At 38.5% G+C, this 14,875-nt stretch carries 13 protein-coding genes and 1 pseudogene; 6 read left to right on the top strand and 8 right to left on the bottom strand.

Going from position 1 to position 14,875, the window contains the following annotated elements; genetic code table 11:
* Positions 1-55 precede the first annotated feature (55 nt).
* Positions 56-1,219 (bottom strand): alanine racemase, encoded by a 1,164-nt coding sequence (gene alr, locus STA7437_RS21005; RefSeq protein WP_015195399.1) that lies wholly within the window; start codon positions 1,217-1,219, stop codon positions 56-58.
* 286 nt (positions 1,220-1,505) lie between these two features.
* On the opposite strand from alr, the gene STA7437_RS21000 reads away from it, so the two are divergent.
* The 3 genes from STA7437_RS21000 to sixA all read left to right on the top strand — a co-directional run bounded on the left by STA7437_RS21000 (position 1,506) and on the right by sixA (position 3,965).
* Positions 1,506-2,003 carry an HNH endonuclease gene (locus tag STA7437_RS21000; RefSeq protein WP_015195398.1) on the top strand — a complete coding sequence of 166 codons (498 nt, stop codon included), beginning with the start codon at positions 1,506-1,508 and terminating at the stop codon, positions 2,001-2,003.
* A 113-nt stretch (positions 2,004-2,116) separates the two neighbouring features.
* The gene (locus STA7437_RS20995; protein ID WP_015195397.1) at positions 2,117-3,355 is read left to right on the top strand and encodes a DHH family phosphoesterase; all 1,239 of its coding nucleotides are present in this window, start codon (positions 2,117-2,119) and stop codon (positions 3,353-3,355) included.
* A gap of 115 nt (positions 3,356-3,470) precedes the next feature.
* Positions 3,471-3,965, top strand: coding sequence for a phosphohistidine phosphatase SixA (sixA, locus tag STA7437_RS20990; RefSeq protein ID WP_015195396.1), 495 nt, complete (start codon positions 3,471-3,473; stop codon positions 3,963-3,965).
* Positions 3,966-4,013: 48 nt separating this feature from the next.
* Here sixA and STA7437_RS25620 read toward each other — a convergent pair.
* The 3 genes and pseudogenes from STA7437_RS25620 to STA7437_RS20980 all read right to left on the bottom strand — a co-directional run.
* Positions 4,014-4,205, bottom strand: a pseudogene (locus STA7437_RS25620) (molybdate ABC transporter permease subunit); the annotation flags it as partial.
* Entirely contained in the window at positions 4,198-5,019 is an 822-nt protein-coding gene (locus STA7437_RS20985) for a sulfite exporter TauE/SafE family protein (protein WP_015195395.1), read from the bottom strand. The pseudogene STA7437_RS25620 and the gene STA7437_RS20985, both read right to left, overlap by 8 nt.
* A gap of 79 nt (positions 5,020-5,098) precedes the next feature.
* The gene (locus tag STA7437_RS20980) at positions 5,099-5,869 is read right to left on the bottom strand and encodes a peroxiredoxin-like family protein (protein WP_015195394.1); all 771 of its coding nucleotides are present in this window, start codon (positions 5,867-5,869) and stop codon (positions 5,099-5,101) included.
* Between the two features lie 251 nt (positions 5,870-6,120).
* Here STA7437_RS20980 and STA7437_RS20975 point away from each other — a divergent pair, with 251 nt between their 5' ends.
* From STA7437_RS20975 to STA7437_RS20965, 3 genes are all read left to right on the top strand, one after another.
* Complete coding sequence (locus STA7437_RS20975) at positions 6,121-7,467, top strand: MFS transporter (RefSeq protein ID WP_015195393.1); 1,347 nt, start codon at positions 6,121-6,123, stop codon at positions 7,465-7,467.
* Between the two features lie 159 nt (positions 7,468-7,626).
* The gene (gene pyrC / locus STA7437_RS20970) at positions 7,627-8,655 is read left to right on the top strand and encodes a dihydroorotase (RefSeq protein WP_015195392.1); all 1,029 of its coding nucleotides are present in this window, start codon (positions 7,627-7,629) and stop codon (positions 8,653-8,655) included.
* Positions 8,656-9,077: 422 nt separating this feature from the next.
* On the top strand, positions 9,078-10,274 hold the full coding sequence (locus STA7437_RS20965; protein WP_015195391.1) for a glycosyltransferase family protein: 1,197 nt from the start codon (positions 9,078-9,080) through the stop codon (positions 10,272-10,274).
* Between the two features lie 207 nt (positions 10,275-10,481).
* Here STA7437_RS20965 and fahA read toward each other — a convergent pair whose 3' ends face one another.
* The 4 genes from fahA to STA7437_RS20945 all read right to left on the bottom strand — a co-directional run bounded on the left by fahA (position 10,482) and on the right by STA7437_RS20945 (position 14,776).
* A complete protein-coding gene (gene fahA / locus STA7437_RS20960) occupies positions 10,482-11,813 on the bottom strand; it encodes a fumarylacetoacetase (protein ID WP_015195390.1) in 1,332 nt (443 codons plus the stop codon).
* Positions 11,814-11,818: 5 nt separating this feature from the next.
* Positions 11,819-12,697 carry a hypothetical protein gene (locus STA7437_RS20955; RefSeq protein WP_015195389.1) on the bottom strand — a complete coding sequence of 293 codons (879 nt, stop codon included), beginning with the start codon at positions 12,695-12,697 and terminating at the stop codon, positions 11,819-11,821.
* 19 nt (positions 12,698-12,716) lie between these two features.
* Positions 12,717-13,973, bottom strand: a complete 1,257-nt coding sequence (locus STA7437_RS20950; protein WP_015195388.1) for a cysteine desulfurase-like protein — start codon at positions 13,971-13,973, stop codon at positions 12,717-12,719.
* Positions 13,974-14,098: 125 nt separating this feature from the next.
* Positions 14,099-14,776: a 2OG-Fe dioxygenase family protein gene (locus STA7437_RS20945; RefSeq protein WP_015195387.1), complete on the bottom strand. Its 678-nt coding sequence runs from the start codon at positions 14,774-14,776 to the stop codon at positions 14,099-14,101.
* Positions 14,777-14,875: the final 99 nt, after the last annotated feature.

Raw genomic sequence — 14,875 nt, 5'->3', positions numbered from 1 at the left:
AGTTATCGGTTGGTATTATTTTTTTTTGATAGTTGATTGGTAACTGGTAACTGAATTAAATATTCACTCTCGGTAATCGATGTTTGAAACCGCAAAGAATTTCCCAGGAAATTGTATTTAAAGTATTTGCCCAATCATCTGCTGAAATAACAAAATCTCCATCTTTCCCAATCAAAGTAACAATTTCGCCTGGTTGTAAATTAGGTAAATCGCTGACATCTAACATTAATTGATCCATTGTAATTGTCCCAATTTGACGTACCAATTGACCACGAACGATCGCTTTTAAACGATTAGAAAGATGTCTAGGGACACCATCCGCATAACCAATTCCGACTACAGCGATAGTTAAATCTTGATCCGCTACAAAATGATGTCCATAACTAACTCCTGTACCAGCAGCAATTTGTTTGACTTGAGTAATTTTCGCCTTCAGTTGTAAAACTGGTTTGAGAGCGACTGTAGATTGTAGATGAGAAGCAGGATAAAGTCCATACAAAGCTAAACCAACTCTAACAAGATCATAATCTAAACTGCGATCGCTTAAAGTAGCAGCCGAATTAGCCAAATGCAAACAGGGGGGTGTTAGATGATTTAATTTCAGTTGAGAGATCGCTGATTGAAATCGTTGTTGTTGCAATTTCATGATGGTAGGATCTAGTTCATCAGCAGTAGCTAAATGAGAGTAAATACTAGCTATACTTAAATAAGGTAGTTGCTGAACCAGTCTGACAAATTCTGTTGCACTTTGCCAGTTAGTACCAAGACGAGACATTCCTGTATCAAGTTTGAGATGAACAGCCAAATTTTTTTGACTACGAGCTAAAGTTTCGGCAAAAATTAGAGCCTGTTGAGGATTACAAATCGTTGGTTCTAATTGCCAAGCTGCCACTGCCTTAATTTCTTCAGCCGTATTGATTGCCCCTAAAATTAAAATGGGCGCATTAATTCCCGCTTGACGCAGTTCGATCCCCTCTGCCAAAGTCGCGATCGCTAAAACTGAAGCACCATGAGCTAATGCTGTTTGAGCTACAGTAACTGCACCATGTCCATAGGCATCTGCTTTGACTACAGCCATTAATTCTGTTGCAGGAGAAATAATTTGTTTAATTTGACGTACATTATGAGCTAAAGCTTTTAAATCAATCTCTACCCAAGCTCGTTGACGATTTACCAAAGATAATTGTTCAATCCCAGTAGTTGGTTGCCAACTAAGCATAAATAATTAACTCCTCTACACCCAATCTTTATCCACAAATATTAGACTAGAAATTGAGAAGGTCAAGAGGTATTTCAGTTATCAGTTAGTAATTAGTAATTACTAATTATCAGAGATGAATAATTAACCATTAACCATCAACAATCAACAATTAACAGTTTTCTGCTTTCTGCATAAAGTACTGAATACATAATGATTTTTCTTTGCTAGAACTGATTATAGGAGAAAGCATACGAAATCTGGTTCTCTGTGCTAGTATCTGTGATAAACTATCATATCTCGGACAATGGGCAAGGTTCTGGTGCTAAACGCCTCTTACGAACCGCTCAATATCACTAGTTGGCGCAGGGCGGTTGTACTACTTATAAAGGGCAAAGCGGAACAACTCGAACATAACGGCAGGTTCCTTTATGCCGATGTTCCTCTACCGACGGTAATTCGACTTCGTTACTATGTTAGAGTTCCTTATAAAGAAATTCCTTTAACTCGTCGTAACGTTCTAGAAAGAGATCGTCATACTTGTCAATACTGTAGGGCGAAAAATGAGCAATTAACTTTAGATCACGTTATTCCCCGTTCTCGCGGTGGAGGAGATACTTGGGAAAATTTAGTAGCAGCTTGTGTGCGTTGTAATGTCAAAAAAGGCAGTCGTACACCAAAAGAAGCTAATATGTCTCTTCTGACTCAACCCCGCAGACCCCATAGTAGCCTTCATTTTGAAATTGTCAAGTATACCCAAGGCAATCATAACCAAGAATGGAAAAAATATGTCATTGGAATTTGAAATAAGACCATACTATACAATCGTTTAGTTCATGATAAACTCAAACCTCAGATAGACATAAATGTATATTTACCGTGTTATTCGGTAATTTATAAATTGCTTATAATTTTAATATGCCATCAAAATTAAACACTTCCTCCAATCACAATTCTACGATTACAAAAACTCCTGCAAATCCAGGAATAATTAATTTGCCTTTAGAAGGAACAAATCTTAATCGAGAAGAACAATCTGACCGCGATTTAAGCCAAATTGTTAAAAAATTAGAACAAACTTTGGAAAAACATCGAGGAGAACGGCAAATTATTGTTATTCAAGATTTTCCTGACCCCGATGCTCTTTCTAGTGCGTGGACTTATCAATTAATTGCAGAAAAATATGAAATTCAGTGCGATATTGTTTACTCTGGAACTTTATCTCATCAAGAAAATATTGCCTTAGTTAAATTGACAAATTTACCAGCTAAACGTAAAACCGCACCAAGTTTTCAAGCTGAGGATTTATCGGTTTATCAAGGTTGTGTTTTAGTTGATAGTCAAGGTACTAACAGCCAACTTTTTCCGATTATCGAACAAGCTAAAATACCCTTGGTAGTAGTAATTGATCACCACAGCAAACAAAAAGATTTGCTTGCCGAATTTATCGATTTGCGATCGCAAACAAGAGCAACTGCGACAATTCTGACTCAATATCTACAAGAAGGATTGTTAAACTTCAACACCAGTAATACCAAGCATATCAAATGTGCTACGGCGTTAATGCATGGTTTAAGGTCGGATACTAACCGTTTAATGCAAGCACAAGAAGAAGATTTCCTCGCTGCTGCTTATCTAAGTCGTTTTTATGATTCTCAATTACTCAACGCTGTTTTACAATCTGCCCGTTCACGTCGAGTGATGGATGTAATTGAAAGATCTTTGAGAAATCGGATGATCAAAAACAATTTTTCCATCGCAGGTGTTGGTTATTTACGCTATGATGACCGCGATGCCATTCCTCAAGCAGCAGATTTTTTGGTGACTGAAGAAGATATTCACACCGCAGTAGTTTATGGAATTGTTCACGACGAAGATGATGATATTGAAGTAGTGATTGGTTCTTTGAGAACTACCAAACTTACGCTCGATCCTGATGAATTTATTAAAGAAGTGTTTGGTCAAGATAATTATGGCAGATTTTTTGGTGGTGGTCGCCACATGGCGGGAGGTTTTGAAATTCCTGTTGGTTTTTTAGGTAGTTTTAATGATAATTCTGACTACGCTAAACTCAAATGGGAAGTTTTTGATACTCAAATTAAACAAAAACTATTGCGTTTGGTTAATCCTGATGATGATGTGATTCAAACTGACTAAATATAGCATTTCTTAATTAAATGAAATCTAGTCGGATAGTTTGATTTTTGTTGATTGTTAATGGTTGATTATTCATCCCTCATAATTAGTAATTAGTAACTGCTAACTGAACAAGATGGAAGTTTATTTAATTCGTCATGGTATTGCTGCTGAACGAGGTACTTATACTAATGATGACGAGCGTCCACTAATTGAAAAGGGTCGGATTAAAACTAAACAAGTAGCTGAAAAATTACGAGCAATTAATTTGAAATTCGACCTAATTTTAACTAGTCCCTTAATAAGAGCGCATCAAACGGCAGAAATTTTTCAAAAAGTTGGTTTAACTAATCAAATCGAAATTTTTGAATCTCTTGCACCTGATAGTGATATTAATAAGTGGTTAGAGTGGTATTCTCAGTTTTCTGAGCCTAATTCAAATTGTAAGTTGGCTTTAGTTGGTCATCAGCCAGATTTAGGAAATTGGACAGAAATGTTGGTATGGGGAACTGTTAAAGAACAAATTGTAGTTAAAAAAGCTGGTATTGTGGGCTTAAATGTACCAAAGATTGAAAATCCTTTAGGTAAAAGCGAATTGTTTCTGTTAACTTCTCCTAAGTGGTTGATTTAGCTCAAATAGCGATCGCTATTATTATTTTCATTCTTGCAACAGCATAATTCATAGTGGATTAAGTTGAATCTTCCAAGGCAAAGAACGTTCTTTTAATTCTAGCCATTTATCTTTAAAAACTTCTGCTTGGATATGGTAATCTTCAGAATCATGAGTGGGTTGATTTAATTTAAGATACAAAGTTATTCGGTGTTGAGTTTCACTAATAGTTGCCAACCAACAAGAAAAAGTATTAATCTCTTCGGTGTTCGGAAAAACTAAGAGAATTAAACACTTTAAAAGCAGAAATAATTAAAATTAAGCCCAAAATAAGTTTGAGTAATCTGGCAGAGATTATTCCTACTAGCATCCCTCCTAAAATTGCCCCAATCATTGAGCCTAAACTCATTGGGATAACAGTATTTTTAAAAATAACGCGATCGCTGTAAGCTTGTTTTTGAATATAGCGAACAATGCCAACGATTACTGTCGGTAAACTCACAATTAGACTTCCTGTACCTGCAGTTTTAATATCTAAACCAAAACCAAAAATAAGAGTTGGAATAATTAATTCTCCTCCTGCTACACCCAGTACGCTACTAACTAAGCCAATTGCCAAACCACAAATAATTCCGAATATAATCTGCAAAAATAAAACGTCTGGAACAATTGCTGGTAAAGCTTCTGGTAAAAAAGCTTCGACTATTAAAGCCAAACCAATGGAAACTAAAAATACTAAAATAATTTTTTCTAACTGTTCATTAGAAAGCTTTCTTGCCCAAGTTGCACCCAACCAAGCAGAAATTCCTGCGCCAACAATTAAAGACAATAAGATCGGTTGATTAGGTATTAGAGAATTAAATGCTAGGGTTTTACTACGAATAAATAAGGAAAAAACAATTGTTACCAAACTGATCGCTAAATTTAAAGGTACTGCTTGACGGGCAGAATAATCCAAGTAACCGGCTAAGACTGGTAAGCGAAATTCAGCACCCCCTAAACCCATTAAGCCACCTAAAATTGCAATGGGAATTGCTATAGCAAAAGCAAGTTGGCGATGATATTTGTGCCACATAAAATAGATTTCATGGTTGACTGTTAATTGGAATTAAATCATATTCTTCAAAAATAGTTTGAGCTTCAGTAATCATGAATTATTGATCATTTAAAAAAGATAAGGGAAGGCTCATATTTTCTGCAAAACCCAGAATACCGCGATCGCGATATTCATATAATAAATTTCCATCTCGATCAAACAGAAAAGTTCCTCCCCGTTGAGTCAAATAAGCCGACTGAGGAACGTAGATTGAGAAGTTACCCAAAACTTCTGTCATATTTCGCAATCGTAGAGTTGCCAGTTCAAATGGACGCTGAAAACCACTTCCACCTGCTAATTTAAAAAATGAACCTTTTATTGGTGGTAAGGGTTTGGCACGCACAATCTCATCATCACCAATTAATTGAGGTGCTTTTTTATCTCCCTTATAACCACGAAAAACTTCGGATAAAGTGCCAGGACTTCCAATGCCAGCACACATTAACATTAGAGAAAGCCAAGTATTTTGTCCTCTTGAAAAAAAAGGAAGTTTAACAGATAAACCTTGATAAAGGTTCAGTTGTTGATGTATCTCTGCTTTGGGATCGACAAATAACCATTCCTGGGGAAATCCAGTATATTCACAAAATTTTTGACCAGCGTGGCGATCGCCAATGCCAATCGCTCTAATTGTTATTCCCTGCGCTTGAATTTGTTGCGACTCTCGTTTTAGCCACCAAGCATATTCTAGGCTGTCAAAATCTCCTAATTGTGACCAAATAAGTATGAGTAAACGATTTGCTGAAGAGCAACCATCGAAAAGTTTGGCGATCGCTCCGTCACTAATCCGTAGTCGTTGAGTCTGACTCAAAATAGAATAAACATTCATTACGCTCAAATGGCTAAAAAGGCTCTAAATTATTTTCTCTTACTCTTTGAATGAAGTATCGGTGAACTTATAATTATTTTCAATCAACTTAATTAAAGAGATCGCTCTTATTGAAAAAATGCTCGATTAATATTTGTATGCACAAACATGGGAAAGATTTTGTTTGAGTTAAATTTTAGCTGTATTTTAGTTCGGAGTATCCAGCAATCGCAGAAATTCAAGTATCTTCCAACAACTGCAACACCTTGGAAATGGATGTTGGTGCTGCAACAAAGCTTTCTAAACAAGATATCCGCATCAGTCTAAAAGCTTCAACTTATGATGGCATTTTTTCTGCTTTTTTTGGTTGCGTCACTGCTGAAATTTTACTGAGCAATTTTTTATTAGAATTGGGTGCTAACAGCTTAGAGATAGGAATGCTTTCAGCCATCCCGATGTTTGCTCATTTTTGGCAGCCACTTGGAGCAATTTTGGCTGAGCGATCGCTCAGTCGTCGTCAATACAATTTACGTATCTTTGTTCCTGCTAGATTACTGTGGTTGCTTTTAGCTATGGCAACAATCGGCTTTGAAAGAGGTTGGTGTCGCTCGCATCGATTAATAGAGTTGACGTTGGTAGTTGTTTTTCTCGCTCACACTTTTGGTGCTTTAGGAATTGCTAACTGGACTAGTTGGATGGCTGTTTTAGTGCCTCGTCGTTTGCGAGGTCGTTATTTTGGACTTCGTAACAGTGCAGCTAATTTGACTAATTTGTTATCTGTACCATTGTTGGGTTTGTTAGTGTCTCGCTGGCAAGTTAGTACTGTAGAAAGTTATGGGTTAATTTTAACCGTAGCTGTAGTGGCAGGATTAATTAGTGTGAGTTTTCAATTGTTGATGACGGATGTTAATCCACAACAAGGAACTAATACTATTAAGAACGACCTACAAACACCAACATTTTTAACTGTTTTCCAAGACGCTAATTTTCTCAAATTTCTTGTTTTTAACAGCTTATGGATGTTTGCTGTTAACTCCAGCGCACCTTTTTTCAATATCTATCTACTTAAAGATCTAGGTTTGGCTCTTAGTTGGGTTACTTTTTACAGCAGTTTGACGGCAGGAGCAAACGTCTTAATGCTAGTAGTGTGGGGGAAGTTAGCCGATCGCATTGGCAACCGTTCTATTTTAATTGGAATAGGAATGGTAGTCTCTATTTTGCCTTGGTTGTGGTTAGGAATTGACGGCGAGTTCCTCTCGACAAGATTTTGGTTACCTTTGCTCTATCTTTTTACTGGCGCAACTGTCTCAGCGATCGATCTTTGTAACAACAATCTACAAATGGCAATTGCACCTGTTCATAAACCTTCGAGTTATTTTGCGATCGCTGCTGCTCTTGGTGGATTGAGTGGCGCACTAGGTGCTACAACAGGTGGTATTTTAGCTCAGACTGCTTACATTGGCGGTCTACCTGGATTATTTATCCTTTCTTCTTGCTTGCGAATAATCGCGCTCTTACCTTTACTCTTTGTTCGTGAACCAAGACATGAAAGTTTTGTAGGATTTGCTATGTTGAGGCAGGTAATGGTTTCTTTATTCTTACGACAGCGTATCTCCTAGCTCGACGATTGCCTCTTATTTAAATCATTAGCGTTACTTTACTGTCTATGTACCTAAAAATTTTTACAGTAAAGATTGTAATCATTACCATCTAAGCCCCTGAAAAAATTTAAACTCTTCATGCCAGCGTCCTATCTCTAGGTGTTTTATGATAGAAAAATGCAAAATCTTACTTTAACCAGACCCGACGACTGGCATCTGCATCTACGGGACGGCGAGGCACTGAAAGCAGTTCTGCCCCATACAGTACGTCAGTTTGCCCGCGCCATCATCATGCCGAATTTAAAGCCTCCAGTACGCTCGGTAGCTGATGCTGCTGCTTATCGCGGTCGCATTATGGCAGCAATTCCCGCTGGCAAACAGTTTGAGCCACTGATGACCCTCTACCTCACCGACAATACCAGCCCCGAAGAAATTATCGCAGCCAAAGCATCCCAGTTTGTCAAAGCGGTAAAATACTATCCTGCGGGTGCAACCACCAATTCAGACTTCGGTGTGACGGACATTCGGAAATGCGATCGCGTTTTTGAAATGATGGAACAGGTAGACATACCTTTATTACTGCACGGGGAAGTGACAGACCGAGATGTGGATATATTTGACCGCGAGAAGGTGTTTATCGAAAAACATTTGATCCCTCTTAAGGAGCGATTTCCCAACCTGCGGGTGGTACTCGAACACATTACCACCGCCGATGCTGTGCAGTTTGTCCTAGCGACTAACAATATTGCTGCAACCATCACGCCTCAACATCTATTGTTTAGCCGTAACGTTATCTTCCAAGGTGGCATTCGCCCCCATTTTTATTGTTTACCAATTTTGAAACGAGAAGAGCATCGCCTGGCACTTTTGCAAGCAGCAACATCTGGCAATCCCAAGTTTTTTCTAGGCACTGATAGCGCACCCCATCCCCGCAATAGCAAAGAAAGTTCCTGTGGCTGTGCGGGTTGTTATTCAGCCCTCCACGCCATGGAGTTATACGCAGAAGCTTTTGAGAGTGCTAATTCTCTCGATAAACTTGAAGCTTTTGCCAGTTTCTATGGAGCAGATTTTTATCAACTCCCCCGCAATAGCGAACAGATTGCTTTGACCAAAACAACCTGGCGTATTCCCGATGAAGTTCCATTTCCTGAATCTGGACTCGTTCCCTTATGGGCAGGTCAAGAGATAAGATGGCAAATGGTTTAAATTAGCATGACAAAAATAATTAATTTAGATGATAGTGTTATGGAAACAATACTGCTTATACTATTTCTTATGCATTAATCAAGAGACTTAGTGTGAAGTTAAAAGTCAAAAGCTAAACATCTCAAGTTATTCGAGATTTAATTTTAATAATTATTAATTGGTAAATGAATCCAGCGAATGCGTGATAATTGGTATAAGTTTTTTGCTTTTTAGTTTTGCTCAATTTTGGCAAGTGCAATCTTTCTTTCAGTTTGATTGTGTTTAATTACAACAAAAATCTAAGCCGTTAACTATTCGATCTTTCTCACAATTCTGGAGGGTTCATGCGTAAAGGATTGCCAAATCTATAGTGCTTGTTGCTTCCAGAAAAGCGATCGCCACCTAGCTCTAAAAACTAATTTTTACTTCACTAACAACAGAATATGCCCGATTTTCATATCAATTACGTTCCCACCTTTACGCTTTTACAAAAAGAGACACTAGTTGCCATGGAAGAACGTCTCTTACAAGCATCTACTCGTATTCCAATCGGAGTTCTTATTCCTGCTCTTTTTAGTGATTTAGCCAGTTCTGCAATGGCTCATATCATCGAAGAGTTATCGCAAATGCAATTTATTCAAAAAGTTTACATCAGTCTAGATCGGGCAAATGCAGAAGATTTTCATCGAGCTAAAGAAATTGTCGCTCTTTTAGGAGATAAAGGACGCTTACTCTGGAATGATAATCCTGAAGTACAACAAGTAATTAAACAAATTGATGAGCTACTTCCGTTAGGACCTCGCGGTAAAGGTCGAGCGGTGTGGACTGCCTTAGGATATATTCTCGCTAAGGAAGAAGTAGCTGTTCTGGCTTTTCACGATGCGGACATCCTAACTTATGATCGTCTTTTTATGGTACGTCTGCTTTATTCGGTCGTACATCTTCGTTATCAATTTGCTAAAGGATTTTATGCTCGTTATGGCGATCGCCTTTACGGTCGAGTCGTGCGTCTGTTTTATTTTCCTTTTGTTCGTTCTCTGCGGGAGATTTTGGGCAATTTAGATTTTCTCGAATATATGTCAGATTTTCGCTATCCTCTAGCAGGAGAATTTGCCATGTTTACTAGTATTGCTCGGGAAATGCAATTTCCTTCTGACTGGGGTATCGAAGTAGGAATACTCTCAGAAGTTTATCGTCTGATTCGAGTACCCCGCATCTGTCAAGTAGAGTTAACTAATCGTTATGACCATAAACACCAAGAAATAGGTAGTGGTTCTCAACTGGGACTCCAGAAAATGGTTGGTGATATTGCTCGGACTTTCTTCGCTCAAATTTCTTCTCAGGGAATAATACTCAGTCGAGAATTTTTTCGGACTCTAAAATTGACTTATTTGAATCATGCTCGTGGTGTAGTTGGAGTATATGAAGCTTTTGCAGAAATGCATGACTTAAATGCCTACGATTTACATCTTGAATTAACTGCGGTGGAAACTTTTGCCAATGCTCTCGATACGGCTTTTGACGATTTTCATCAATATCCCTTTGGAGCGCCTTTGATTCCAGAATGGCGACGCATTGAAGTAGCGATCGATGGCATCATGCAAGAATTAACGACAGCTTTAGATCGTACTGAACCCTAATTTTGAAGAGTTAAAAGTCACAATCGGCGAATTTAGTTGTAAATAATAACTCAATCAAATTGTGATCGCGATCGCGAATATAAATAGAAGTAAGCTTTCCTGTGTCTCCAGTTCTTAGAGTTGGTTATTCAAGGATTGGTATATCGTGCTATTTTAAATGAGCGATCGCGTATATATAATCTATTGATAACGATCAATTAAGAAGGCTTAAACTTGATCCGTCAGACGAGATGAAACCATACCCCTACATTTACCAAAACCGATTCTGGCAGAGCCTTTTTGCTCGCAATATCCATGCAAAATCACTTCATCCCCATCAGCGAGGAAAGACCGCACCTCCCCAGTAGGCAGTTCAATAGGCTGAGAACCAAGTCGAGTAATTTCGAGCAGAGAGCCTTGAGAGCCTTCTTCAGCACCCGAAATAGTGCCACTAGCTAACAGATCTCCCGAGCGAAGATTGCAGCCATTACTAGTGTGGTGGGTCAGCATCTGAGCGATCGTCCAGTACATTTGCCCAAAGGAAGCTCGACTTAAACGCAATGGCTTCATTTTTTGAGCGCGCATCTGTGCGGAACTCAACAATAACTCAACCGTGAGATTAATTCCACCCAGTTGATGATCCAGTTGTGAATATAAATAGGACAAAGGCGAGGGATCTCCTTCAGGACGAGAAAAAGCAGGACAGCGAAAAGGAGCTAAAGCTTCTAAAGTTACTACCCAAGGAGAAATTGTAGTCGCAAAACTTTTGCCTAAAAAAGGCCCAAGAGGTTGATACTCCCAAGCTTGAATGTCTCGTGCTGACCAATCGTTGAGTAAGCAAAGTCCGAAAATATGTTCTTCTGCCTTGTCAATAGTAATAGGTTGTCCTAATTTATTGCCAGAACCAACAAAAAAACCAACTTCCATTTCATAATCTAGAAGTTGAGAAGGTGCAAAAATAGGAGTTGATTCCTCGGGACTTTTCTGCTGACCTTGGGGTCGTTTGATCGTCGTGCCACTTACAATAATCGAAGAAGCACGTCCATGATAAGCAATTGGAACATATTTGTAGTTTGGTAGTAAGGGATGGTCGGGACGGAATAGTTTGCCTACATTAGTGGCGTGAAAAATAGAGGCGTAGAAGTCAGTGTAGTCACCAATTTGGGCAGGTAATAGTAACTCTGCCGAAGTCATAGGTAGAAGTATTTTCTGATCTAAAGGTGGGTTTGATCCATTTAATCGTAGCAGTAAACTCAAGCGATCGCGTAATGCTGATGTTGCCCAATTTCCCAGAGCCATTAATTCATTCAAGTTTGATTCCAGACAAACTTCTTGTAAACGTTCGGGCAGTCCTTGAAGAAGTCCAACTTCACGGCATACAAATAAATCGAGAATTTGCTCACCAATTGCTATACCAATATGGGGCTTTTCAATTGTATTTCGAGGTCGAAATATGCCAAAGGGCAAATTTTGAATGGGAAAATCAGTTTTTGTTTGATTGGCTGATTCTACCCAACTGCGTAAATTAGGATCGTGAGTGTGATTAATTGAACGATTCATTAGCTTTAGGTTAGAGATAACGACTCAAGCTCATCTAAAGGCTCTTGAAAGGAACAGGAACCAAAGGAACGGTAAAAAAGTTGACGACTTTGTTTTATTTCTGAAGTGGTTAGTTGTTTGTCATTCCAAGTAATATGATCTTCCTGAAATTGAAAACTTTCGCTGGATGATTCTTGCAGCACTAGTACTGCTTCTTGCTGAGTTATTTTTTGCCAATAGACTAACGCTGCTAAGAGCGTAACATTAATAAAACCCTGCATGGCAACAGAAAGACTATCGGGTTCATAGCTGACGGGATATTTTCCTGGTAAGGCATGATGCAGTCCCGCAGTTGCTTTAAAAGGAACTTGAACTTCTGCGCTGGCAAAAATGAATCGACATAGTTGCTCTACTGAGGGAAAAGCTTTGACATTGAGTCCTCCTGTACGAATTTTAGCCGATGCTTTTGTTCCCTTTAACACAGATAAATATGTCTCTAAATTTTCGGATAAAGGAATTTCAAAAAATGATTCAATTTCATTAGGAATAAGGAATATGGCTCTACTTATTTCTTCAGGTGAAAGTATTGGAAATTCTACAGATGCGATTTGGATTTTATTTCTGTAATTAAAAGCTTGAATTTGCTTCAGTTCTAATTCCCAATTTTCAGACAGAATCACACTGAGTAACCAATGATTAACTATAGTATTTACATCTGTTACAAGTTTTTCCAAGTCTTGCAATTGAGATAGTGGCAGAACAAAGCGACCTAACATCCATTGATCAGAAGTTTGAAGGTATCGAGCGTAAAGAGCGATCGCGTCTCTCAGTGTAAGTTTGGCTGGGGGGAAAAGTCCAGCGTAGTCTACAATCGTTCCAAGAAGTGCTTTTAAGGATGAGAACATGAGGAATCAACTTCTATATTTAAACCGTAGGTAAAGCTGCAATCTCAAGCAATGCTGTTAACAAACGATCAATCTCTGCAATGCTGTTGTAATGAACCAAACCGATCCGAAGCAATCCACCACTCGACTCAATGCCCAAACGCTCGGTAAGTCCAAGGGCATAAAAATTGCCATGCCAAGTAAAAATACCGCGATCGCCCAACGCCTTAGCAACAGCATAGGGAGTTTGTTCTCTCAATCGAATTGCAACGGTGGGAGTCCGCCAATTAAATTTTTGAGGAGCGCTAATCCCATAAAAAGTTAAACCAGGAATCTGTAACAATTTTGTAATTAAATGTTGGCATAGTTCTCGTTCGTAGTTAGCAATTGCTGTCATTGCCGTAACTATCGCAGTACGACGATTTTCAACCGATGGCAAAATTTGACGACCGAGATCGGCTAAATAGTCGATTGTAGCTACTACTCCCGCTAGTCCTTCATAATTGAGAGTCCCAGTTTCCCAACAAGCAGGAATTTCTTTTGGGGCGGGTTTAACTTTGTAAGGGCGCAGCCGACTAAAATGTTTCCGTTTGCCATACAGAACGCCTACGTGAGGGCCAAAAAACTTATAGGCAGAACAGGTTAGGAAGTCGCAATCAAGCTCCCTAACATCAATTAAACCGTGAGGAGCATAATGAACTGCATCGATAAAGACTAGGGCATTAACAGCATGAGCTATTTTTACTACTTCTGCCACATTATTAATTGTACCGACAGCGTTAGAAGCATAACCAACCGCTACCAATTTTGTCCGTTCATTAACTTTTTGTTTCAAGTCAGTTAAATCTAAGGTGCAGTCTTCAACATTAAGATTGACAGTCCGAATAACTACCCCTTGTTCTTCTAAAGCTAGCCAGGGAGAAACATTGGCATAATGATCCAGTTGCGTCACAATAATTTCATCCCCTGGTTTTAATTCCCGTGCGATCGCTCTACTCAAACTGAAAGTCAGCGTGGTCATATTTGCACCAAAGACAATCTCATCGGGACTACACCCCAAGAAATCTGCCATAGCTAAACGAGCAGAATCGATTAGTTCATCAGTTCGTCTACTAGTAGCAAACTCTCCGTGGGCATTGGCGTTAGATACTCGAAGATAGTCGCTCATCGCCTTCATTACCGAATCAGGTACTTGAGTACCACCAGGGCCATCAAAAAAAATTACAGGTTCGCCGTTAATTTCTTGGTCGAGTGCTGGAAACTGAGCGCGTATCTTTTTAAGGTCTAAACCAACCATAGCTGACTCCTGTAAAATACTTTGTATTTAAATTACCTTCCTAGATCTCAACGAGCTTATTACTATTAATTGCAAATGAACTTTGAACTTCAAAGCGATTTTTACCTAATTGAAAACTGCTGTAATTAATTAGCAGGAGGTAGCAATCCAGGGCAAGTAAGCACAAATACATCTCTAATTCCTAATTGGGAACGTAGAGCCGTAATTGCCGATGTGTAGTGGAAAAATTGCTCGTCGTTAAAGATTAAAAACTCTCCAGGATTGAGAATTTTAGAAAGCACGGGTGGATCGTTTTTAGAGCGGTAAAGAGATGTAATTCCTCCTTCAATCTGGTGTCGATTAACGCAGAAAATACCTACTAAATCTACTCCATCTCGATGAATTCCTTCAGGAGCAGGTTGACCTGTTTGCCAAGCAGATGTTGTCGTTCTAATCTGATGAACTGCAATTTCATTAGAGTCTGAGCAAAGCTGACAAAATTCAGAAAATTCTAAAACAATTTTGGCAAAATCCTTTAGTTTGATTAGTTCGTCTTCTATTTCGGGATATTCTCTAATGATATCTCCCAGTAAAGGATTATATTTTTTACTCTGAAATAGATAGTTATGGGGTAATTTAATTATTTTATTGTCAACTATTTGGAAACGAGATAAACGCCTAAAACGATATTTTTCTTTTAGATAAGGATCACTTAATAGATTGCCAAAGAAATAAGTTAGTCTATCTAGATTGATAGCATTAATTGTTTCCAAAGCATAATCTGTAAGACAATTAAATCTTTTGTTTGTTAACGACTTTTGCATAATAATGACCTCTATTGATTAGGTAAAAGTTATTCTGATTTTTAAGTCAAATGAATCATAATCATGTAACAGCAATTGACCATACCTGAAATTACCAGT

It is taken from the genome of Stanieria cyanosphaera PCC 7437 (genome assembly GCF_000317575.1).
In the GTDB taxonomy this organism is placed as follows: domain Bacteria; phylum Cyanobacteriota; class Cyanobacteriia; order Cyanobacteriales; family Xenococcaceae; genus Stanieria; species Stanieria cyanosphaera.
Note: the sequence above shows the minus strand (reverse complement) of the source record. Positions and strands in the feature narration are given on the sequence as shown.

What these genes read in the sequence shown, in the direction of transcription:
- alr (WP_015195399.1), bottom strand. Translation starts at nt 1,219, where the DNA reads ATGCTTAGTTGGCAACCAACTACTGGGATTGAACAATTATCTTTGGTA.
- STA7437_RS21000 (WP_015195398.1), top strand. Translation starts at nt 1,506, where the DNA reads ATGGGCAAGGTTCTGGTGCTAAACGCCTCTTACGAACCGCTCAATATC.
- STA7437_RS20995 (WP_015195397.1), top strand. Translation starts at nt 2,117, where the DNA reads ATGCCATCAAAATTAAACACTTCCTCCAATCACAATTCTACGATTACA.
- sixA (WP_015195396.1), top strand. Translation starts at nt 3,471, where the DNA reads ATGGAAGTTTATTTAATTCGTCATGGTATTGCTGCTGAACGAGGTACT.
- STA7437_RS20985 (WP_015195395.1), bottom strand. Translation starts at nt 5,019, where the DNA reads ATGTGGCACAAATATCATCGCCAACTTGCTTTTGCTATAGCAATTCCC.
- STA7437_RS20980 (WP_015195394.1), bottom strand. Translation starts at nt 5,869, where the DNA reads ATGAATGTTTATTCTATTTTGAGTCAGACTCAACGACTACGGATTAGT.
- STA7437_RS20975 (WP_015195393.1), top strand. Translation starts at nt 6,121, where the DNA reads ATGGATGTTGGTGCTGCAACAAAGCTTTCTAAACAAGATATCCGCATC.
- pyrC (WP_015195392.1), top strand. Translation starts at nt 7,627, where the DNA reads ATGCAAAATCTTACTTTAACCAGACCCGACGACTGGCATCTGCATCTA.
- STA7437_RS20965 (WP_015195391.1), top strand. Translation starts at nt 9,078, where the DNA reads ATGCCCGATTTTCATATCAATTACGTTCCCACCTTTACGCTTTTACAA.
- fahA (WP_015195390.1), bottom strand. Translation starts at nt 11,813, where the DNA reads ATGAATCGTTCAATTAATCACACTCACGATCCTAATTTACGCAGTTGG.
- STA7437_RS20955 (WP_015195389.1), bottom strand. Translation starts at nt 12,697, where the DNA reads ATGTTCTCATCCTTAAAAGCACTTCTTGGAACGATTGTAGACTACGCT.
- STA7437_RS20950 (WP_015195388.1), bottom strand. Translation starts at nt 13,973, where the DNA reads ATGGTTGGTTTAGACCTTAAAAAGATACGCGCTCAGTTTCCAGCACTC.
- STA7437_RS20945 (WP_015195387.1), bottom strand. Translation starts at nt 14,776, where the DNA reads ATGCAAAAGTCGTTAACAAACAAAAGATTTAATTGTCTTACAGATTAT.